The following is a 22,477-nucleotide window of genomic DNA, read 5'->3' on the forward strand; positions in this document are numbered from 1 at the left end:
GAGCTGATCCCCCAGCTCAGCGAGGGCGAGTTCTTCTTCGAGGCCACCCTGCCCGAAGGCGCCTCGCTCGCGGCGACGGACCGCGCCCTGCAGGTCATGGAGCGGGCGGCCGCCGCCGAACCCGGGGTGGCCGTGCAGTACGCGACCGTCGGCAGCCGGCTGGTCTCGGGCGGCCTGTCGGTGAACACGCGGGCCGAGAACCTCGGCCAGCTCAACGTGGTGATGAAGGACCGCGGCGACGGCGCCGCCGAGGCGGCCGTCGCCGACCGCATGCGCGCCGCTTTCGCCGACCTGCCCGACCTCGAGGCGCGCTTCGGCCGCCCGTCCTACTTCACCCTCAAGACGCCCGTCGAGGTGCTCGTCTTCGGCGACGACCTCGAGGATCTGCGGGCCTACTCCCTGGAGATCGCCGCGGACCTGGCCGGGGTGCCGGGGCTCGTCGACGTGCGCTCGTCGCTCGAGGCGGGCAACCCCGAGCTGCAGGTGGTGTTCGACCGCGAGCGGCTGGCCGCGCTGGGCCTCGACATGGGCGTGCTGTCCGAGACGCTCAAGAACCGCGTCCTGGGCGTGGTGCCGACGCGCTTCAAGGAGGAGGACCGGCAGATCGACATCCGCCTGCGCAACCGCGAGAGCGACCGCCACACGGTCGAGGACGTGCGCAACTTGGCGCTGCCCGGCCCCGACGGCACCACCCTGCGCCTGACCTCCGTGGCCGACGTGTCCGAGGACCGCGGCCCGGCCGAGATCCACCGCTTGCAGCAGCAGCGCGCCGCCGTCGTCTCGGCGAACGTCGAGGGGCGCAGCCTGGGCGCGGCCGTCGTCGACGTGCGCGCCGCGCTGGCCGGCCTGCCGCCGCCCCCGGGCCTGACCGTCGAGCTGGGCGGCCAGAACCGCGAGATGCAGGTGAGCTTCAACAGCCTGCGCTTCGCGATCATGCTGGCCGTCTTCCTGGTCTACCTGGTCATGGCGGCGACCTTCGAGTCGTTCCTGCACCCGCTGCTGGTGCTGTTCACGATCCCCATGGCCCTGATCGGCGTGGTGCCAGCGCTGCTGCTGACCGGCACGCCCGTCACCGTCATCGTCCTGATCGGGGTGGTGATCCTGGTGGGCATCGTGGTCAACAACGCCATCGTGCTCGTCGACGCCGTCAACCGGCTGCGCCGGGCGGGCCTGCCGAAGGGGGAGGCGATTGTCCGCGCCGCGCACCTGCGGCTGCGGCCGATCCTGATGACGACCCTGACCACGGTGCTGGGCCTGCTGCCCATGGCCCTGGCCTGGGGCGAGGGAGCCGAGCTGCGCGCGCCGCTGGCGATCACCGTGGCGAGCGGCCTGCTGCTGAGCACCCTGCTGACGCTGATCGTGATCCCGGCCGCCTACCTCGTCGTGCCGTCGCGCATCGGCGACGAGCGCTAACCGAAGGGGAGACCGCGGGCATGACGCTGCCGGAAATCGCCATCAAGCGGCCCGTATCGATGCTGATGCTGCTCGCGAGCATCGTGCTGCTGGGCGTGGTCGCCCTGACGCGCCTGCCGCTGGCGTTCATGCCGGACATCCAGGAACCCGAGCTGTTCGTGCAGCTCCCCTACGAAAACGCCTCGCCCGAGCAGGTCGAGCGCATGGTGGTGCGGCCGGTCGAGGACGCGCTCGGCTCGGTCAAGGGGCTGCAGAGCCTGTGGTCGAGCTGCGACGGCGAGGGCGGGCGCATCCGGCTGGGCTTCGACTGGGGCGCCGACCTGCACCTGGCCCGCACCGAGGTCTGGGAGCGGATCGACCGCATCCGCGGCGACCTGCCCGAGGACCTCGGCGACATCCAGGTCAGCACGAGCTGGGACTCGCGCGATTCGGAGTCGCCGATCCTGGAGGGCCGCCTCAGCTCGCCGCGCGACCTCAGCGAGAGCTACGACCTGCTCGAGCGCAAGATCATCCGGCCGCTGGAGCGCGTGCCCGGCGTGGCCCAGGTGCGGCTCGACGGGGTCAACCCGCGCGAGGTGCGCATCAACCTGCGGCTGGCCGACCTGGAGCTGCACGGCATGGACGTGCGCGACGTGTCGCGCCGGCTGCGCACGGGGAACTTCGACCAGTCCCTGGGCCGGATCGTGGAGGGCGACGCCCGCTGGACGCTGCGCACCGTCGGCACCCTGTCCACCGTGGAGCAGATCCGCGCCCTGCCGCTGCGCGCCGACGGGCTGCGGCTGTCCGACGTCGCCGACGTCGTCTACCAGGAGCCGCCCCTGGAGTACGGCCGGCACCTCGACGGCGACTTCGCGATCGGCGTGAGCGTGTCGCAGGAGTCGCGCGCCAACACGGTCGAGGTCTGCGACGCGCTGGCGGCCGCCATCGAGCGCATGGGGGACGACCCCGAGCTGCAGGACGTCAACTTCCTGGTCTGGTTCAGCCAGGGCGCGGAGATCCGCAAGACCCTGGGCGACCTGTCGTTCACCGGGGTCTTCGGGGCGGTCCTGGCCGCGGCGGTCCTGTTCCTGTTCCTGCGCCGCGTCTCCTCCACCGTCGTCGCGGTGCTGTGCATCCCGTTCTCCCTGATCGTGACCTGCGGCATCGTCTGGGCCCAGGGCAAGTCGCTCAACACGCTGACGCTGCTGGGGCTGATCGTGGGCGTCGGCATGCTGGTGGACAACGCCGTCGTGGTGATGGAGAACATCTTCCGGCACCGCGAGGAGGGCGCCGACCCCGTGACGGCGTCGCGCGAGGGCGCGCGCGAGGTCGCCAACGCCGTGACCGCCGCCACGCTCACCTCGGTCATCGTCTTCATCCCGCTGATCTTCAACAAGCCCAGCGAGATGAACGTCTACCTCAAGGAGCTGGCGATCACGGTCTGCCTGGCCCTGCTGGCCTCGCTGTTCATCAGCCAGACCCTGATCCCACTGGCGACCGCCTGGTACGTCCGCTCCGCGCCGCGCCCCCGCGGACGCTGGATGACCGGCCTGGAGCGGGGCTACGAGTCGCTGCTGCGGCTCAACCTGCGGCGCCGCTGGCTGGCGCCGCTGATCGGCCTGGCCGTGATCGCCTCGGCGGTCTACCCCTTCACGCACCTCGAGATGAACTTCGAGGCCTCGAACACCGAGCTGTACGTCCAGGTCAACTACGACTACAGCGAGGAGCTGAGCCTCGAACGCAAGGAAGCCCTCATCACGCAGGTGGAGCAGGGCCTCGAGCCGCACCGCGCCGAGCTGATGGCGCGCTCGATCTACAGCTTCTGGACCGACAACTGGAGCATGACCCGCGTCTACCTGGAGGAGGGCAAGGCGGACGCCGCGAACATCGCCCGCGTGCGCAACACGCTGCGCGGCTTGCTGCCCGAGATCCCGGGCGTGCGCCTGGACGTGCAGGAGGAGAGCCAGGGCTGGCGCCACGGCGGCGGGCGGCGGGTCGCCTTCCAGCTCGTGGGCGAGGACACCGAGGTGCTCATGCAGCTGGCCGAGGAGGCCACCCAGCGCGTGGCCGCCATCCCGGGCCTGCTGGACGTGGGCGCGCGCCAGCAGGAGGCCCAGCAGGAGCTGCACATCGAGCCGGACCGCGAGCTGATCGCCAGGTACGCGGTCTCGCCGGACCAGGTGGCCGACGTGGTGGGCCTCACCTACCGCGGCCGGCGGCTGCCGCGCTTCCGCACCGAGGACGGCGAGCGCGAGATGCGCCTGACGCTCGAGGAGCAGAAGACCGAGAGCCTGTCGCAGCTGTCGAACCTGCCGCTGGTGACCGCCGGCGGGGACCGGGTGCCCCTGGCCGCCGTCGCCGACTTCGTGCAGAAGCCCGGCCGCGAGCGCATCGAGCGCGACAACCGGCGCACCAGCGTCTGGGTGGGCGCCCGCTTCGAGGAGGGCACCAGCGACCGCTTCACGCCGCTGATCACCGCCGCGATGGAGGGCATGACCTTCCCCTACGGCTACTCCTGGACCTTCGGCGCCTGGCAGGAGCGCCGCCAGGAGCAGTCGCAGGAGTTCCTGACGAACCTGCTGCTGGCGCTGCTGCTGGTCTACGCGGTGATGGCCGGGCTCTTCGAGTCGGCCCGCCAGGCCCTGGCGCTGATGGTCTCGCTGCCCTTCGCCGTGGCCGGCGCCGCCTGGACGCTGCACCTGACCGGCACGGACTTCGACCAGCCGGCGGCGATCGGGCTGCTGCTGCTGATCGGCATCGTGGTGAACAACGGCATCGTCATGCTCGAGCACATCAACCAGTACCGCCGGCGCGGCATGGACCGCACCGAGGCGATGGTCCGCGGCGGCCGCGAGCGGCTGCGCCCGATCCTGATGACCGCCCTGACCACGCTGCTCGGCCTGCTGCCGATGGCGATCCAGAAGCCGTCGCTGGGCGGCGTCTACTACTACTCGATGGCCCTGGTGATCATGGGCGGGCTGTTCGTCAGCACCTTCCTGACGTCGGTGCTCCTGCCCACCACCGCGACCCTGTCCGAGGACATGTTCTCGATCCTGGGCGGACTGCCCCGGCGGCTGCGCCATCGGCGGCCTCCGGCCGCCGCGACCGCCGACCCTGTCGCCGAAGACTGACCAAGCTTCCCCGACCCGAAGGAGAGCCCCATGAGACGACCGACGCTCGTGCTCCTCTGCTGCGCGCTCGCGGCTGTCGCCGCGCCCGCGGTTGCGGCAGAGGCCCGCCTGCTGCGCATGCCCGACGTCTCGGCCGAACTGGTCGCCTTCGTCCACGCCGGCGACGTGTGGCTCGCCGACCGCGACGGTGGCGAGGCCCGCCGCCTGACCACCTTCGACGGCTTCGAAGCCGCGCCGAAGTTCTCGCCCGACGGCCGGCAGGTCGCGTTCTCCGGGAAGTACGACGGCAACCTCGACGTCTACGTGGTCGGCGTCGAGGGCGGCGAGCCGCGGCGACTGACCTGGCACCCGGGCGACGACGTCGTCCGCGGCTGGACTCCCGACGGCTCCCGCGTGGTGTTCGCGTCGGGGCGCGAGACGGTGCCGCGGTCGCAGCCGAAGCTGATGACCATCGGCCTGCAGGGCGGCCTGCCCGAGGCGCTGCCCCTGCCGCGCGCCACCGCCGGCGCGCTCTCGCCCGACGGCAAGCGCCTGGCCTACCAGCTGGTCGAGCCCTGGGAGGCCGAGTGGCGCAACTACCGCGGCGGCCAGGCCCAGCCGATCCGCGTCGTCGACCTCGCCACGCTCGCGGTGACCAAGCTGCCCTGGGACGGCAGCAACGACCTCGCCCCGGTCTGGCTCGGCGGCACGATCTTCTTCCTGAGCGACCGCGACCTGGCCATGAACGTCTGGGCCTACGACGTCGCGACCGGCGCGCTGACCCAGCGGACGCACTTCAAGGAGTTCGACTGCAAGAACCTGGGCGGCGGCGCCGGGCGCCTCGTCTTCGAGAACGGCGGCCGCCTCCACGCGCTGGACGCCGCGGGCGGCGAACCCCGCCCCGTGACCGTGACCCTGGAAGGCGACTTCCCCGCAGCCCGCCCGCACTGGGAGGACGTCGCGAAGCTGATCGTCGACATGGCCCTCTCGCCGGCGGGCAAGCGCGTGGCCTTCGAAGCCCGCGGCGAGATCTTCACCGTGCCGGCCGAGAAGGGCGATATCCGCAACCTCACCAACAGCCCGGGCGCCGCCGATCGCGCCCCGGCCTGGTCGCCCGACGGCCGCCTGCTCTCCTGGTTCTCCGACGAGAGCGGCGAGTACGCCCTGGTGATCGCCGACCAGTTCGGCGGGAACCGCCGCACGGTGCCGCTGCCGAATCCCACGTTCTACTACACGCCCCGCTGGTCCCCGGACTCGAAGCACCTCGCCTTCGGCGACGCCGACCGCGTGCTGTGGGTCGTGGACGCGGCCGGCGGCGCGCCGACCCGGATCGACAACGAGGGGTTCGCCAGCCCCGAGCGCCTCATCGCCCCGGTCTGGTCGCCCGACTCCCGCTGGATCGCCTACAGCAAGCGCCTGACGAGCCAGTTCAACGCCGTGTGCGTGTACTCGCTCGACACCGGCAAGTCGACCCGCGTCACCGACGGCCTGGCGGACGCCGTGTCGCCGGCCTGGGACGCCTCGGGCAAGTACCTGGCGTTCCTGGCCAGCACGGACTACGGCCTGAACGTCGGCTGGCTGGACATGAGCTCCTACAACCAGCCGCTGAACCGCTCGCTCTACCTGGCGGTGCTGGGCAAGGACGAGCCGTCGCCCCTGAAGCCGCAGAGCGACGACGAGGAGCCGAAGGCCGAGGAAACGGACAAGAAGGATGAGGGCAAGAAGGACGACGAGAAGAAGGAGGAGGTCGTCGTCCGCATCGACTTCGCCGGCCTCGACCAGCGGATCGTCGCCCTGGACGTGCCGCCCCGCAACTACGAGCGGCTGGTCGCCGGCGCCGCCGGCAAGTTCTTCTACGCCGAGAACGTCCCGAACCAGCCGGGCCTGACCCTGCACGCCTACGACCTGGAGAAGCGCGAGACCACGAAGCTCACCGAGGGGATCCTCGCCTACCGCGTGTCGGCCGACGGCCAGAAGCTCCTGCAGGCCAAGACCGGCGAGAAGTTCCTCCTGACCGGCGCCGACGGCAAGGCCGAGGAGGGCAAGGGCGAGCTCGACCTCTCGGCGCTGCGCATGAAGGTCGACCCCGCCGCGGAGTGGCGGCAGATCTTCCGCGAGGCCTGGCGCTTCCAGCGCGACTTCTTCTACGTCGAGAACGTCCACGGCCTGGACCTGGACTGGGCCTACCGCGCCTACGCGCCCTGGGTCGAGCACGTGCGCCACCGCGCCGACCTCACCTACGTGCTGGACATCCTCGGCGGCGAGACCTGCATCGGCCACTCGTTCACCGGCGGCGGCGACGAGCCCGAGGTCGAGACCGTGCCGGTCGGGCTGCTGGGCTGCGACTTTGAGGTCGCGGACGGCCGCTACCGCCTGCGCCGGATCTACACGGGCGAGAACTGGAACCCGGAGCTGAGGGCGCCGCTGAGCGGCCCCGGCATCGACGCGCGCGTGGGCGACTACCTGCTCGCGGTCGACGGCGTCGAGCTCACGGCGGGCATGAGCCCCTACAGCCTGTTCGACCGCAAGGCCGACCGCCAGACGATCCTGACGCTCAACGACAAGCCCGACCCGAAGGGCGCGCGCAAGGTGACCGTCGTGCCCGTCGCCGACGAGGAGCCGCTGCGCCAGCGGGCCTGGATCGAGGACAACCGCCGCCGCGTCGACGAGCTGTCGGGCGGCAAGCTGGCCTACGTCTGGATCCCGGACACCGGCGGCGAGGGCTACGCCGCGTTCCTGCGCGGCTACTTCGCCCAGCAGGACAAGCGGGGCGCCGTGATCGACGAGCGCTACAACCACGGCGGCTCGATCGCCGACCTGATGGTCGACGTCATGAACCGCAAGCTGCTGGGCTTCTTCAACAACCCGGTGGGCGACCGCCAGCCGTTCACCGCGCCCAACGGCGCGATCTGGGGCCCGAAGGTGCTGGTCATCAACGAGATGTCCGGCTCGGGCGGCGACATGCTGCCCTACATGTTCCGCAAGCTGGGGATCGGCCCGCTGGTGGGCACGCGCACCTGGGGCGGGCTGGTCGGCATCTGGGACGTGCCCGGGCTGATCGACGGCGGCTTCATCACCGCCCCGCGCGGCGGCTTCTACGACACCGACGGGAAGTGGGCGGTCGAGGGCGAGGGCGTCGCTCCCGACATCGAGGTCGAGGAGACGCCCGCCGCGGCGCGCGAGGGCCGCGACCTGCAGCTCGAGGCGGCGGTGGCCGCGGCGCTGGACCGGCTGCCGGGCGCGAGCGTGGAGATCCTGCCGCAGCCGGCCGACCCGGTGCGGTCGCGGCGGCCGCGCTAGTTTTCCCCGCAAGCAGACGAAGGGCCCCGTCTCCGGCGGAGACGGGGCCCTCTCGCGTGGCGGCGACGACCTACAGTTCGATGCCCATCAGCTTCGCCAGCTCCGTCACGCCGCGGTCGAACTTGCCCAGCGCCGCCTCGATGGCGTCGGGACGCGTCAGGTCCACGCCCGCCTTCTTCAGCAGCGCCAGCGGCGGCTCGCTGCAGCCGCCCTTGAGCATCTCCAGGTAGCCGTCGACCGCGGGCTGGCCGTTCGCCTTGACGTTCTCGGCGATGGCGATGCCGCAGCTCAGGCCCGTCGCGTAGCTGTAGACGTAGTACTTGTAGTAGAGGTGCGGGATGTAGGCCCATTCCAGGCCGTCGTCCTCGCCCAGGGTGTAGCCCGGCCCGTAGTAGCGCTGCACGAGGTCGCGGTAGGTCGCGTCCAGCAGCGACGCCGTGACCGGCGTGCCGACCTCGACGAAGCCGTGCACCTTGCGTTCGAACTCCGAGAACAGGGTCTGGCGGTAGATGGTGGTGCGGATGCCCTCCAGCTCCTCGACCAGCAGGCCGGCCCGCTCCTGCGGGTCGGCGGCGCGCGCGGCCAGGTAGTCCGTCAGCAGCGCCTCGTTGCAGGTCGAGGCGATCTCCGCCAGGAACGGCACGTAGCGGGAGCTGTGGTAGGGCTGGTTCTCCATCGCGAGCCAGCTGTGCAGGGCGTGGCCGTACTCGTGCGCGAGGGTCGACAGGTCGTCCAGGCCGTCCTGGTAGTTCATCTTCACGTACGGGTGGCGCCCGTAGACGTTGGCCGAGAAGGCCCCGCTCTCCTTGTCGTCGCTGGGGTAGAGGTCGATCCAGCCGTTGCGGGGATCCATCCCCTCCATCAGCATCGCCACGTACTGCGGGCCCAGCGGCGCCAGGGCGGCCGGCAGGATCGCCAGGGCGTCGTTGAAGGGGACCTCCTTCTGCGCGGCCGCGGCCATCGGCACGTACAGGTCGTGCAGGCGCAGGTCCTCGAGGCCGAGCGCCTTGCGGCGTAGCTCCATGTAGCGGTGCAACGGCGCGAGGTTGGCGTTCACCGCCGCGATCAGGTTGTCGTGGACGGCGACCGGCAGGCCGTCCTTGTCCAGGTACGCCTCGAGCGCGGTGTCGTAGCCGCGGGCGCGCGCGTACATGACGTCCAGCTCGCACTGCCCGCCCAGCGTGGCGGCGAAGACGTGCTGGAACTGCCGCAGCGTGGCCAGGAACGCCCCGACGGCCTCGGCGCGCACCGCGCGGTCGGGCGAGAGCCGGAAGCGGGAATAGTTCGACAGCGTCAGCTGCACCTCCTTGCCCTCGGCGTCGTGGACGACGGGCCAGGCGATGTCCGACAGCAACGCCTGGAAGGACTCCTCCACGCTGCTGGTGATCTCGTTGAGGTCGATCTCGGCCCACAGGTTGTCGCCCGCGAGCTGCAGGACGCACTCGGCCTGCGGGTCCAGCACCCGGTCGCGCCGCCGCCCCAGGTTGTCCAGGTAGCTGCGGTACGCGGCCGGCCCGTCCTTGGCGGCGTAGGCCTTCTGCAGGGCCGCCGCGTCCAGAGCCAGGGCCTCGGCCCGGATGAAACCGGAGGCCGCGGTCAGTTCGTCCAGCAGGGCCAGGCCGCGCTGCGAGCGGGCCTGGGCCGTCTCGTCGGTCAGCGCCGTGTCCAGCGCCAGGTTGGCGTACTGCTGCACGTGGCTGACGCGGTCGTGGAGCGAGAAGTAAAGGGCCAGACAGTCGCGCAGGGCCTTCGGGTCGGACAGGCGTCCCTGGAAGACCGCCAGGCCGCCGATCTCCTGCTGGAGCCCGGCGCGCGCCGTCTCCCAGGCCGCCGCCGTCGGGAACAGCGGCGTCAGGTCCCATTTGTACACGTCCGGCACCTGCGCGCGCGTCGCGTTGGTGTCCTGGGCGTAGACCGGCAGATCGGCGGCCGGCGCCGCCGAGGCGAGCAGGCCGCAAGCGAGCAGCACGGCCGCGAAACGAACACGGGTCATCGACAGCATGAGCGCCTCCTGGAGCGGACACCGACGGAAATCGCCGATTGCGTCCTGAACGGGACAACCTATCATAGCCCCTGACCGCGGGCCTGTCCCGCTCAGTTCGCGCCCGCGGACCGGAAGTTGCAGCCATTCCCACAAGGACCGCCATCCGCTCATGAAATTCCGTTCGAAGCTGCCCACCGACCTCGGCGCGACGTACATGCGCACGCTACTGATCGTGCTGCTGAACCTGCCCCTGGTCTGGGGGTGCCTGCTGTGGGACCTGCGCGGCGTCGACGTCACGGCGCTGACGGCGGCCTACGGGGCCGCGGTGCTGGCGGGGTGGTACGTGCTGCCGCTGCTGGTCGTGCTCGGCGCGGTGTTCCTGCTGCTGCTGCCGGTGCGGCGGGCCGCGGCGGCGGCGACCGCGCTCGTCATGGCGGTCTACGTCTACTACCTGCTGCTGGACGCCGCGGCCTACGGCGTCATCCGCATCCACATCGACTTCTTCTGGCTGGAGTACCTGGTCCGGGACTTCGCGGGGCTCGGGCTGCCCGCCTCGTCGGTGGCCACCGCGGGCGTCGCGCTGGTCCTCGTGCTGCTGGCGGAGTTCGGCATCCTGCGGCTGTCGGGCCGCCTGCGGCTGCCGCGCCGGCTGGCGCCCCTGATCTGGGCCGCGGCGGTGCTGGCGATGACCGCCAGCCAGGTCCTTCACATCGTGGCCTACCAGAAGAACGACAGCCGCGTCACCGTGCTGACGCCGCACCTGCCCTTCTACGTGCCGTTCACCTCGCACCGCAACGCCGACCGGTACGGCGACCTGCTCCCCTTCGCGATGGACGAGGACGCCGCGGTGCTGGAGGAGTCGACCGCGTCGCTCACCTACCCCCTGGCCCCGCTGACCTTCGACCCGGCCGCGGCGCCGAGCCCGCCGAACCTCGTGGTGATCCTGCTGGAGAGCTGGCGCTTCGACGCGATGGACGCGGAGGTGACGCCGAACATCCACCGGCTGTCGCTGGAATCGTCGTCCTTCACGGACAACCTCAGCACCGGCAACCAGACCACCGCCGGCATCTTCGGCATCTTCTTCGGCCTGCACCCGACCTACTGGGCGGCGGTCAAGGCCAACAGCGCGCGCCTCGACAACCCCGTGCTGATCGACGCCCTGACCGAGCGCGGCTACGCCTGCGCCCTCTACGCCCGCTCCAAGTTCGGGCGCCACAAGATCCAGGACACGATGTTCCGCGGCCTCGAGCTGCACGAGGACTTCGCGGGCAAGAACGTCCCGGAGATGGACGTCGACCTGACCGAGGGCTTCCTCGGCTTCCTGCGGGAGCAGGCGGCCCGCGGCGGCCCCTTCTTCGGCCTCGCCTTCTACAAGTCCTCCCACTACGACTACTGCTACCCTCCCGAGTACGAGATCGACCGGCCGGCCAAGGACATCAACATGGCGTTCATGAACGCCGGCACCGACCCGACCCCCTACCTGAACGACTACCGCAACGCGGTGCGCTACACCGACACGATGGTCGGCCGGGTGATCGACGAGCTGCGGGCGCTCGACCTGCTCGACAAGACCATCGTCGTCGTGACGACCGACCACGGCGAGGCCTTCAACGACGACCGGGCCAACTTCTGGGGCCACGGCACCAACTACACGAAGTACGAGGTGCAGGTGCCGCTGATCATCCGCTTCCCCGACCGCGGGCCCGGCGTCTACACGCACCGCACCTCGCTCGTCGACATCGCGCCGACGCTGCTGACCCGCTACTTCGGCTGCACGTCGGACCCCCGCACCTACTCGAACGGGCGCGACCTGTTCGACGCGACGGCGGAGCCGCGCGCCTACGTGGCCGCGAGCTACGTCAACCACGCCTTCATCTTCGGCGAGGACGTGCACGAGATCCTGCCCCTGTCGACCCGCAAGTACCGCTTCGACGACGCCAAGGCCCCGGGCGGCGACCCGCCTTCAGGACTTCTCCGATCCGTCATGGAGGAGATCAACCGGTTCTACAAATGATGCGGTCTCAAGTTATTTCGTTCACACCACAATTGGCCTCGCACCCGCTTCCCCGCCCCTGCTAAACTCATAGCTGGTCGGTGACGCCGCCGTTTGCACCGGCGGCGTCCTGGAGGCCGACCCCCTCGCACGCTCCTCATCAACAACCGACAGGAGTGACGATGCTACGGAAAGCTCTCGCCACCACACTCGCCCTGTTCGCCCTGATCCTCCTGCTCGCCTCGCCCGGCTTCGCCGCCGACACGCGCGCCTTCGCGCCCGCGCAGGACGGCTTCGCCACGCAGGCGCCCGAGGTCGCCACCTACGCCGCGGACCGCGTGCTCGTCCAGCTGACGCGCGACGGCCTGGCCGCCTCACGGCTGTCCCAGCTGCTGGACAAGGGCGCCCGCGCCCCCGGCGCCGCGACCGGCCTGGCGTCGCTCGACGCGCTGGCCGCCGCCGCCGGCGTGCGCGCCGTCGAGCGCCCCTACGACCTGCCCGGCGACGTCGCCAAGGCCGCGGACCTGGGCGTCGACCGCTGGTTCATGTTCCGCTTCGAGACGAAGCAGGACATGGCCGACGTGGCCAAGACGCTCGGGCGCGACCCGTCCGTCGAGGCCGTGTCCCTGGACTGGGTGGCCTTCCCGGCCGCCGTCCCCGCCGACCCCCTCTACGTGAACCACTGGGGCCACAACAACACCGCCCAGCTGCCCGGCCTGGACTGGGGCGGCACCTACGACCACACCCTGACCACCACCGTCGGCACCGTCGGCTTCGACGCCAACGCCCAGGTCGCCTGGGACGGCAGCCAGGGCTACGGCAGCAGCAGCGTCGTGGTGGCCATCATCGACAGCGGCGTGGACATCGACCACCCCGACCTGCGCCTGGTCACCGGCTACGACTTCGGCAGCAACGACACCAACCCCGACGACAACAGCACCACCGCCGGCCACGGCACCTGCTGCGCCGGCGTGGTCGCCTCGATGAACAACACGATCGGCTGCGCGGGCATCGCCGCCGGCGTCAGCATCATGCCGCTGAAGGTCGCCACCTCCACCGGGGCGATGTACTTCTCGGCGATCCAGAGCGCCCTGTACTACGCCGCCGACCACGCGGCCGACGTCGTCAGCATGAGCCTCGGCGCCGCGATCAGCAGCGACGCCGCCACCGACACGGCCATCCTGTACGCCTACAACGCGGGCTGCACGATCCTGGCCGCGACCGGCAACGAGAACATGAGCACCATCAGCTACCCGGCCATCAACGCCAACGTGATCGGCGTCGGCGCGGCCTCCCCCTGCGGCGAGCGCAAGCGCAGCTCGAGCAGCAGCACCGAGGTCAACTCCGGCGTGGCCACCGACCCCAACGGCTACACCTGCGACGGCGAGCGCTGGTGGGGCTCGAACTACGGCACGACCACGCAGAACGGGGCCGGCGCCGTGGACGTCCTCGGTCCGACCATCCTGCCGACCACCGACATCGTCGGCAGCGGCGGCTACCGGACGGGCGACTACGAGCCCTTCTTCAACGGCACCAGCTGCGCCACGCCGTACGTGGCGGGCGTCTGCGCCCTGATCGTCTCGAAGAACCCGACCTGGACCCCGGCGCAGATCCGCACCCAGCTGCTGACCACCGCCCAGGACGTGACCTCGGTCGAGTCCGCGGCGGGCTGGGACCGCTACGCCGGCTTCGGCATGGTCGACGCCGCGGCGGCCGTCGGCGGCGTCACGATCCCCGTCGCACCGGTCGCCAACTTCTCGGCGACGCCGCTGACGGGCGCCGCGCCCCTGGCGGTCGTGTTCACCGACCTGTCCACCAACACGCCCACGAGCTGGAGCTGGAACTTCGGCGACAGCGGCACCTCGACCCTGAAGAGCCCCAGCCACACCTACGCCGCGGCCGGCACCTACACCGTGACGCTGACCGCGACCAACAGCGCCGGCTCCGACGGCGAGACCAAGACCGGCTACATCGTCGTCACGACGTCGTCGGGCACCTGGACCACCATCACCTCGGACAACTTCGAGACCGGGATGGGGACCTACACCGACGGCGGCCTCGACATGTTGCGCTACACGGCCACCGTCAACGCCCACCAGGGCGCCGCGGCGGCCGACATCCAGGACAACAGCGGCACCAAGTCGTCCTTCTACCACACCGCCGGCAAGAACGTGACCGGCTACTCGAACCTCGAGGTCAACTTCTGGTTCAAGGCCGTCGGCATGGAGACCGGCGAGGACTTCTGGGTGCAGTACTACGACGGCGCGGCCTGGCGGACGGTCGCCACCTACAAGTCCGGGACCGACTTCGTCAACAGCACCTTCTACAACAAGACGGTGACGATCTCCCGCGCCACCTACGCCTACCCGACGGCGGCCAAGCTTCGCTTCATGTGCGACGCCAGCGCCGACGACGACGACGTCTACATCGACGAGATCGTGTTCCGCGGCTACACCGCGGCGCTCGCGGCCGCCCCGGCCGACGAGGCGGCGGCCGACAAGGCCCTGCCGATCCCGTTCGCGCTGGGCCAGAACCGGCCGAACCCGTTCAACCCGTCCACGACGTTCGAATTCAGCCTGCCGGCCGACACGCGCGTGCTGGTCAGGGTGTTCGACCTGAAGGGCCGGGCCGTCGCCACGCTGGCCGACGGGCAGTACGGCGCCGGCTCCCACAGCGTCCGCTGGGACGCGACGGAGTTCGCGTCGGGCACGTACTTCTACCGGATCGACGCGGGCGAGCGCTCGAGCGTCCGCAAGATGACGCTGCTGAAGTAGCGTCCGACCGCACACGGCGACAAGACGAACCCGGCCGGACCGCGAGGTCCGGCCGGGTTTTCGTTCCGGCGCCGCGGTGACGCCGCGGCTACTTCAGGTAGGTGTAGTCGTCGAAGGCCTGCTCGTACTTGCGCAGCACGTCGGCCGACTCGCGCGGGGTGAGCCGGCCCTGGTTGACGGCGCGCTCCAGCGCCGTGCGCCAGCGCTCGACCAGGGCGCCCTTGTCGTACTGCACGAAGTTCAGCACGCGCCGCACCGAATCGCCGCGCACGACCGTCGTGAACTCGACGTGGCCGTTGACCTCGACGTGGACCGCGTTGGTGTCGCCGAACAGGTTGTGCAGGTCGCCCAGGATCTCCTGGTAGGCGCCGACGAGGAAGGCCGCGAAGGTGTAGCGCTCGCCGTCGCGCAGCGTGTGGGCGGGCAGGTAGCGCTTGACCTCGCGCAGGTCGGGGAAGCGGTCGATCTTGCCGTCGGAGTCGCAGGTGATGTCCGCCAGCACGACGCGGCGGGTCGGCCGCTCGTTCAGGCGGTTGACCGGCGTGATCGGGAAGATCTGGTCGACCGCCCAGCTGTCGGGCAGCGACTGGAAGATCGAGAAGTTGCAGAAGTAGGTGTCGGTCAAGAGGGCCGGCAGGCGCTGCAGGTCCTCGGGGATGTAGTGCATCTGGTCGGTCATGCCGCTGATGGTGTTCAGCAGGGCCCAGTAGGCCTGGTCGCCGAAGGCGCGGTCCTCGATGGACAGCAGGCCGAGGCTGAACTCCTGCAGGATGTCCTGCCGCAGCTCCACGGCGTCGTGCAGCGTCTCCATCGCGTTCTTGGGCGACAGCTCCTGCAGCAGCTGCGCCATGTTGATGATGGCCGGGGCCTTGGTCGCGGCCAGCACGGTCTCGGGGTCGCAGGGCGTCGAGAAGGTGTTGGCGATGCCCAGCACCTCGAAGACCAGCACCGAGTGGTGGGCCACGGTCGCGCGCCCGAACTCGGTGGCGATGGTCGGGTGCGGCGCGTCGGTCTGGTCGCAGGTCTCCTTGATGATCCAGACGACGTCGCGCGCGTACTCATCGACCGTGTAGTTCATCGACGACTCCGAGGCCGTCTTGGAACCGTCGTAGTCCACGGCCAGGCCGCCGCCCACGTCCATGTGGGTGAGCGAGGGGCAGTGCTTGCGCAGCTGGACGTAGACCTGGGCCGCCTCGCGCAGGCCGACCTTGAGCGACGAGATGGCCGTCAGCTGGCTGCCGTTGTGGAAGTGCAGCAGCCGCACGCAGTCCAGCTTGCCGCGCTCGCGCAGGAAGCCCACCGCGGCCACGATCTCCGAGACGGTCAGCCCGAACTTGGCGCGCTCGCCGCCGCTGTGCTCCCAGCGGCCGGCGCCCTTGCCGGCCAGGCGCAGGCGGAAGCCGATCTCGGGCTCGACGCCGAGTTCCTCGGCCACGTCGAGCACCAGCGCGATCTCCGACGGCTTCTCGATGACGATGACCGGGCGGCGCCCGACCCGCTTGGCCATCAGCGCCAGCTCGATGTAGCGGCGGTCCTTGTAACCGTTGCAGACCAGCAGCGCCTCGGGGTTGTCCTGGATCGCGAGCACGGCCATCAGCTCGGGCTTGCTGCCGACCTCCAGGCCCATGTCGTAGGGCAGGCCGGCCTCGTTGATCACGTCCACGACGTGGCGCACCTGGTTGACCTTGATCGGGAAGATGGGGCAGTACTTGCCCTGGAAGTCGTACTCGGCGATGGCGGCCTGGAAGGCGGCGCTGATCGCGCGCACGCGGTGGCGCAGGATGCCGTTGAACCGGAACAGCACCGGCAGCTCGATGTTGCGCTGGCGCGCCGACTCGACCAGGTCGGCGAGGTCGACGGAGGGGCCCTGCGGCCCGTCGGGCGTGACCGTGACGTGGCCGCGCTCGTTGATGTGGAAGTAGCCGGCGCCCCAGTGGGGGAAGCCGTACAGCTCTTCGCTCTTCGCCGTCGTCCAGGGCACCATTCCGGTCATGGGCGTGCTGTTCTCCTGCGTTCGGGATCGGGTCGTTGCGCGAACGGGACAATGTAACACACAAAAGGGCTCAACGGGCCATCCGGATCAGGAACGGGTACTCCAGGTCCTCGGGGTTGGCCCGGCAGGCCTCCTGCAGGGCCTGCAGGCCGCCGCGGGGGTCGCCGCCGGTCTGGCGCACCAGGCTCTCGGTCAGCAGCCGGTTGCCCTCGACGAAGCGGGCCATGAGGGCCGGGTCCGGGATCCCGTCGAAGACCGCCCCGACCCCGACGCGGCGCTCCTGCAGGTAGCGCAGGTTCGCCGACAGGTTGGCCTCGTCCAGGCAGCCCGGGGCGAAGAACTCCGTGTAGGAGCGGTCGTCGGTGTTGAGCCGGGCGCCCGCGGTCAGCCGGCCGATGGTCGGGCCGTCCAGGGCCAGCGTCGCCGCCAGGTGGTAGGGGTCGTTGTAGAAGTGGGGGTCCTCCCCCAGCGCGGCGGCGCGGGCGGCCCACTCCCCGAAATCGAGGCGCAGCGGCGCAGTCGAGCCCAGCAGCACGGCGTGGTAGTGGCCCAGCCAGACGGCGCCGTCGGGGAACACGTCGTGGAAGGTGGCGATCAGCCCCATCAGCTCCGCGGTGCGCAGCTTGTGCAGCGGCAGGTACTGCGAGACCAGGCCGCCGGGGTTCAGGCGCGACCGGCACAGCTCGAAGTACTCGCGCGTGTACAGGTTGCCCGAGCCGAGCACCGGGTGGGTCGGGTCGCAGGAGATCAGGTCGTACTTCCGCGCGGACGCCTGCAGGCGCCGCCGCCCGTCGCCCCGCACGATGGTCAGGCGCGGGTCGGACGCCACGTCGCGGTTGAGGTCGCGGTAGTAGGTCGCGGCCTCGGCCAGGCCCGGCACCAGTTCGACGCAGGTGATCGACCGCACCTCGGGGTGCGAGGCGATGGCCGAGGTGGTCACCCCGATGCCGAAGCCGATCACCAGCACGTCGCGCAGGTCGGGCCGCACCAGGAACGGGAAGTGCCCGACCATCTTGACGACCTTGACCGCGTCGTAGGACGAGCCGATCACCGCGCTGTTGTTGACGTAGGTGTAGAGGGCCTGCGAGCGGGTGTCGCGGTCCCGCCCCACGGTGACGGTCCCCTCGACGGTCTCGTCGTAGAACAGCACCTCGCGGTCGAAGCGGCCGAACGAGGGCGGCAGGATGCGGACCTGCGGCCGCCAGGCCGCGACCGCGAGCAGCAGGGCGAGCGCCACGAGCAGGGCGCGCCCCGTCCGCGCCGGTGCACCGCTGCGGCGGGCGACGAACCAGGCCGCGGCGACCGGCACGGCAATGATGGCCACGATCGCGACGGCCGCGCCCAGCGCCGGGATCAGCACGAAGGCCGCCACGACCGGCCCGAGCACGCAGCCGGCGGTGTTGACCGCCAGCACCATGCCCACGTCCCGACCCACGCCGACGTCACGACCCGCGCCACGACCCGAGGCCGCCAAGCTGCAGGCCAGCGGGAAGGCGTAGCCGGAGCACACCGCGGGCGGCACCACGATCAGCAGGGAAGCCACCAGCGGCAGCAGCAGGATCCGCACGACGGCGTTCCCGGACGCTCCCTGCAGGGGGAACATCAGCGCCTCGGGCAGCCGCGCCAGCAGCAGCAACCCCAGCAGCGCGGTCGCCGCCAGCAGCAGCAGGGCGCGCAGCAGGGACCGCCCGGGCGCGGTGAGGCGATCGGCGCGCCGGCGGAACAGGGCGCTGCCCAGATAAAGGCCCAGGATCGCCAGCGAGGCGATCAGCGCGAAGGTGTAGCTGGTGTTCGTCAGGTAGATGCGGAACATCCGCATCCAGACGACCTGCAGGGCGAGGATGGCGAAGCCGCAGGCGAAGGCGGCGACTGGAACGGCCACGCGGGCGGCGTCCGGCAGGGCGGCGAAGGCGGGCGCAGGCGAAGGCGCGCCGGCGCTCACCGGCAACTCGACCGACCCGCGGGTCACGAGCAACCAGGCTCCGAGCGCCAGATCGACGGCCACGGCCAGGGCGAGGGTCAGGTCCTGCCCCAGGACGCCCAGCAGGACGAACCCGGCCGCGAGACCGCCCAGGGCGCTGCCCAGCGTCTCCAGCGCGTAGAGCCGGCCCAGGGCCGACGCCAGCGGACCGCGGCCGGCGGCGGCGAGCCGGCCGGCCAGCGGGAACAGGCCGCCCATCAGGAACGACGGCACGCCCAGCAGCAGCGCGGCGCCCACGTGCGCGGCCACCGAGCCCAGCCGCGGCAGCAGCGCGCCCGCCACGGCGTAGGCCAGGGCGCCCAGGACGCCGAGCCCCAGCAGCAGGCACGCCAGCAGGGCCCAGGGACGGCGCGCGCGGTCGGCGACGCGGCCCCACACGGCCGCCCCGATCCCGAAGCCGGCCATGAAGGCCGCCAGGACCAGCGTGGCGGCGGTGACGGTGGCGCCCAGGACCAGGGACAGCAGGCGGTTCCAGACCACCTCGTGGATCAGGAAGGCGAAACCGGCCAGGAACACGACCAGGTCGAGGATGGCGAGGTTGGGATCACGGCGCGGGATCCGGGTCATCGGTGCTCCGGAAGCGTTCGGGGGTCGGGATTCGCCGCGCCAATCTAACACGCGGGGCAGGGCCGGTCAGGGAGAATACTCCCACGCGCCAGAGCCGCGCCGTCGGTCCTTGACCCGGGATTCGGAACGGGGCTTACTGGCCGGGACAAGCCCGTCACCGACCGATCCACACAGGGGGCCACTCCATGATCAGGCGTCTGCCGCTCGCCATCGTCCTGTTCGCCGTCCTGTCCGCCACCGCGTGCGCCGTCGCCGCGGACCACGCGGCGCCGATCCCGCTCGACCCGGCGGTGATCGCCGGCGAGCTGCCCAACGGCCTGCGCTACTACGTGCGCGAGAACGCCAAGCCCGAGCAGCGCGCCGCGCTGTGGCTGGTGGTCGGCGCCGGCAGCGTGGACGAGGACGACGACCAGCTCGGCCTCGCGCACCTGGTCGAGCACATGGCCTTCAACGGCACGGAGAACTTCCCGCGCCAGGCCCTGATCGACTACCTCGAATCGGTCGGCATGCAGTTCGGGCCCGAGGTCAACGCCTACACGAACCAGAACGAGACGGTCTACATGCTGCAGGTGCCCACCGACCGGCCGGAGCTGCTGGCGACGGGGCTGCAGGTCCTGGAGGAGTGGGCGCACCTGGTAAGTTTTGAAGACGGGGAGATCGACAAGGAGCGCGGCGTCGTCATCGAGGAGTGGCGCAGCGGCCGCGGCGCCGACGAGCGCATGTACGACGCGCTGCTGCCGGTCGTCTTCCACGGCTCGCGCTACGCCGAGCGCAACACGATCGGCGACCCGGAGATCATCCGCAACGCCCCCCACGACACCCTGCGCCGCTTCTACCGCGACTGGTACCGGCCCGACCTGATGGCCGTCGTGGCCGTCGGCGACTTCGACGGAGCAGCGATGGCGGCGTCGATCCGCGAGCGCTTCGCCGCCATCCCGCAGCCGGCCGCGCCGCGGCCGCTGCTGCAGCCGGAGGTGCCCGACCACGACCGCGTCCTGTACGGCGTGGCGACCGATCCCGAGGCTTCGAACACCACGGTCTCGCTGCTGTTCAAGCACGCGCCCGACCCGGAGGCGACGGTCGCCGACTTCCGCCGCGGCGCCCTCGGCCAGATCGCCCTCGCGATGCTGCGCAGCCGGCTGGCGGAACTGTCGCGCCGGGCCGACCCGCCCTTCGGCAACGCCTACGCCATGGACCGGCGCCAGGGGCGGACCAAGAGCTTCTGCACCATGGCGGCTTCCGTGAAGGAGGACGGGATCGCCCGCGGTCTCGAAGCCCTGACGACCGAACTCGAACGCGTCCACCGCCACGGCTTCACGGCCGGCGAGCTGGAGCGGACCAAGATCGAACTGCTGCGCCAGTCGGAGCGGGCGGCCGCCGAAGCGGACAAGACCGAATCCCAGCGCTTCGCCCGCGCCTTGATGACGCACTTCCTGCGCGGCACGCCCTACCCCGACGCCGCGCAGCGGCTGGCGCTGGCCAGGGACCTGCTCCCGGGGATCACGCTGGCCGAGGTGGACGCGCGGCTGCGCGAGCTGGCCGCCCCGACGGGCCGGGTCGTGACGGTCGAGGCGCCGCGTCGCGACGGCCTCGCGGTGCCGGGCGAGGCCGAACTGGCGGCGATCATCGACGGCGCGGCCGGCCGCGACGTGCCGCCCTACCTCGACGTGACGGTCGACGCCCCGCTGGTGCCCGCGCCGCCGACCCCGGCGCGGATCGTCGCGCGGGCCGCGGACGCCGACCTCGGCACCACGACCTGGACCCTGTCCAACGGCGTGCGCGTGGTGTTCAAGCCGACGGACTTCAAGAACGACGAGATCCTGCTGCGGGCCACGAGCCCCGGCGGCACGTCGCTCATCGCCGACGACGACGCCTACGCCCGGCTGAACTACGCGGCGGGCATCGCGACCGTCAGCGGCGCCGGCGCCTTCGACCAGACGGCGCTGCAGAAGAAGCTGGCCGGCCGGCTGGTCCGGCTGCAGCCGCAGATCTCGTTCCTCGACGAGGGCTTCCGCGGCAGCGCCTCCCCGCAGGACCTCGAGACCCTGCTGCAGCTCGTCTACCTGTACGCGACGGCGCCCCGCGAGGACCCCGTCGCCTTCGCCGCGCTGGTCGAGCAGCAGCGCTCGCAGCTGCAGAACCGCAGCGCCGAGCCCGTCACGGCCTTCCGCGACACCATCACCGCCCTGACCAACAGCCACCACCCGCGCTGGCGCCCGGCGACGGTCGAGTACCTCGAGGGTCTGGACCACGCCGGCTCGCTCGCCTTCTACCGCGACCGCTTCGCCGACTGCGGCGACTTCACGTTCACGCTGGTGGGCGCCATCGATCCGGCCGCGGCCGAACCGCTGGTGCTGACCTACCTGGGCGGCCTGCCCGGCGGCGGCCGGACGGAATCGTGGGGCCGCATCGCGCCGCCGCTGCCGCGCGGCGTCCAGGAGCGCACGCTGCACCGCGGCGCCGAGCCGAAGGGCCTGGTCGAGCTGGTCTTCGTCGGCGAGCAGCCGTGGAGCTGGCAGGCGCGCTACGAGATGGAGGCGCTGTGCCACGTGCTGCGCATCCGCCTGCGCGAGACGATCCGCGAGGACATGAGCGGCACCTACGGCGTGCGGGTCAACGGGGGCATCTCCAAGATGCCCGCGGAGCGGCACCAGCTCGCGGTGGGCTGGGGCTGCGACCCCGACCGCGTGCCGGAGCTGACCGACGCGGTGTGGGCGCAGCTGCGCGACGTCGCCGAGAACGGGCCCGACGAGGCGACGCTGGCGAAGGTCCGGGCGACGCAGCTGCGCGATGACGAGACGAACCTGCGGACGAACGACTACTGGGTGGAGCAGCTCGTGCGCCACCAGAACCTGGAGACCGACCCGCGCCTGATCCTGGAGCGGCCCGCGCAGGTGAACGCGCTGACGGCACAGATGGTGCGCGACGCGGCGCGGCGGGTCGTCGACCCGGCGAACGTGGTCAAGGTGGTGCTGCTGCCGCAGGAGCGGTGACGCGGTGGTGCGGCAGGCGCAGGCAACTCCTGCGGCAGCACGCATCGACATCGCCCGATGAGCATGGAATGCCCAGCGATCCGGCAGGCGATCCCGTGAAATCACGCCTGCGCTTCATGGCGCAATTGGCGCGTGGTTGCTAGAATCGCTCGCCGGCACAGACGGCCGGCATCGCGGGGTCCGTTGCAACATCCATGACCACTCGGGAGACACCATGATGATCGATCACCGCCGCGGCCGGCGCCGCCGGCAGATCCGGCTGCTGTCCGTGTTGCTGCCTTCCATCATGCTGATGCCCGTCATGCTGTCGTCCCTCCCGGCCTGCGCCGCCGCGGCGGGCGCCGGCGACGACCTCCGCCACGCGCTGACCGACACGGTGTTCATCATCGG

At 71.2% G+C, this 22,477-nt stretch carries 9 protein-coding genes; 6 read left to right on the plus strand and 3 right to left on the minus strand.

Translation table 11 applies throughout. The features are described from left to right. The 3 genes from Q7W29_11685 to Q7W29_11695 all read left to right on the plus strand — a co-directional run. On the plus strand, window positions 1–1,413 hold a 1,413-nt coding region (locus tag Q7W29_11685; GenBank protein MDO9172480.1), incomplete at its 5' end, for an efflux RND transporter permease subunit. A 20-nt stretch (window positions 1,414–1,433) separates the two neighbouring features. Next, a complete protein-coding gene (locus Q7W29_11690; protein ID MDO9172481.1) occupies window positions 1,434–4,523 on the plus strand; it encodes an efflux RND transporter permease subunit in 3,090 nt (1,029 codons plus the stop codon). Window positions 4,524–4,553: 30 nt separating this feature from the next. After that, the gene (locus Q7W29_11695; GenBank protein ID MDO9172482.1) at window positions 4,554–7,802 is read left to right on the plus strand and encodes a PDZ domain-containing protein; all 3,249 of its coding nucleotides are present in this window, start codon (window positions 4,554–4,556) and stop codon (window positions 7,800–7,802) included. 70 nt (window positions 7,803–7,872) lie between these two features. On the opposite strand, the gene Q7W29_11700 is transcribed toward Q7W29_11695, so the two are convergent. Then, window positions 7,873–9,804: a M3 family oligoendopeptidase gene (locus Q7W29_11700; protein ID MDO9172483.1), complete on the minus strand. Its 1,932-nt coding sequence runs from the start codon at window positions 9,802–9,804 to the stop codon at window positions 7,873–7,875. Between the two features lie 151 nt (window positions 9,805–9,955). On the opposite strand from Q7W29_11700, the gene Q7W29_11705 reads away from it, so the two are divergent. After that, on the plus strand, window positions 9,956–11,800 hold the full coding sequence (locus Q7W29_11705; protein MDO9172484.1) for a sulfatase-like hydrolase/transferase: 1,845 nt from the start codon (window positions 9,956–9,958) through the stop codon (window positions 11,798–11,800). Window positions 11,801–11,961: 161 nt separating this feature from the next. Then, window positions 11,962–14,553, plus strand: coding sequence for a S8 family serine peptidase (locus Q7W29_11710; GenBank protein ID MDO9172485.1), 2,592 nt, complete (start codon window positions 11,962–11,964; stop codon window positions 14,551–14,553). A gap of 88 nt (window positions 14,554–14,641) precedes the next feature. Here the strand turns inward: Q7W29_11710 and speA are convergent, their stop codons facing one another. Together speA and Q7W29_11720 are read right to left on the minus strand one after the other, a co-directional pair. Next, window positions 14,642–16,546 (minus strand): biosynthetic arginine decarboxylase, encoded by a 1,905-nt coding sequence (speA, locus tag Q7W29_11715; GenBank protein ID MDO9172486.1) that lies wholly within the window; start codon window positions 16,544–16,546, stop codon window positions 14,642–14,644. A 70-nt stretch (window positions 16,547–16,616) separates the two neighbouring features. Beyond that, on the minus strand, window positions 16,617–19,094 hold the full coding sequence (locus Q7W29_11720; GenBank protein ID MDO9172487.1) for a fused MFS/spermidine synthase: 2,478 nt from the start codon (window positions 19,092–19,094) through the stop codon (window positions 16,617–16,619). A 185-nt stretch (window positions 19,095–19,279) separates the two neighbouring features. Between Q7W29_11720 and Q7W29_11725 the strand changes: the two genes are divergently transcribed. Continuing rightward, window positions 19,280–22,087, plus strand: a complete 2,808-nt coding sequence (locus Q7W29_11725; protein ID MDO9172488.1) for an insulinase family protein — start codon at window positions 19,280–19,282, stop codon at window positions 22,085–22,087. Window positions 22,088–22,477: the final 390 nt, after the last annotated feature.

The sequence above is a fragment of the bacterium genome (assembly GCA_030654305.1).
In the GTDB taxonomy this organism is placed as follows: Bacteria; Krumholzibacteriota; Krumholzibacteriia; order LZORAL124-64-63; family LZORAL124-64-63; genus PNOJ01.

What these genes read in the sequence shown, in the direction of transcription:
- Q7W29_11690 (MDO9172481.1), top strand. Translation starts at nt 1,434, where the DNA reads ATGACGCTGCCGGAAATCGCCATCAAGCGGCCCGTATCGATGCTGATG.
- Q7W29_11695 (MDO9172482.1), top strand. Translation starts at nt 4,554, where the DNA reads ATGAGACGACCGACGCTCGTGCTCCTCTGCTGCGCGCTCGCGGCTGTC.
- Q7W29_11700 (MDO9172483.1), bottom strand. Translation starts at nt 9,804, where the DNA reads ATGCTGTCGATGACCCGTGTTCGTTTCGCGGCCGTGCTGCTCGCTTGC.
- Q7W29_11705 (MDO9172484.1), top strand. Translation starts at nt 9,956, where the DNA reads ATGAAATTCCGTTCGAAGCTGCCCACCGACCTCGGCGCGACGTACATG.
- Q7W29_11710 (MDO9172485.1), top strand. Translation starts at nt 11,962, where the DNA reads ATGCTACGGAAAGCTCTCGCCACCACACTCGCCCTGTTCGCCCTGATC.
- speA (MDO9172486.1), bottom strand. Translation starts at nt 16,546, where the DNA reads ATGACCGGAATGGTGCCCTGGACGACGGCGAAGAGCGAAGAGCTGTAC.
- Q7W29_11720 (MDO9172487.1), bottom strand. Translation starts at nt 19,094, where the DNA reads ATGACCCGGATCCCGCGCCGTGATCCCAACCTCGCCATCCTCGACCTG.
- Q7W29_11725 (MDO9172488.1), top strand. Translation starts at nt 19,280, where the DNA reads ATGATCAGGCGTCTGCCGCTCGCCATCGTCCTGTTCGCCGTCCTGTCC.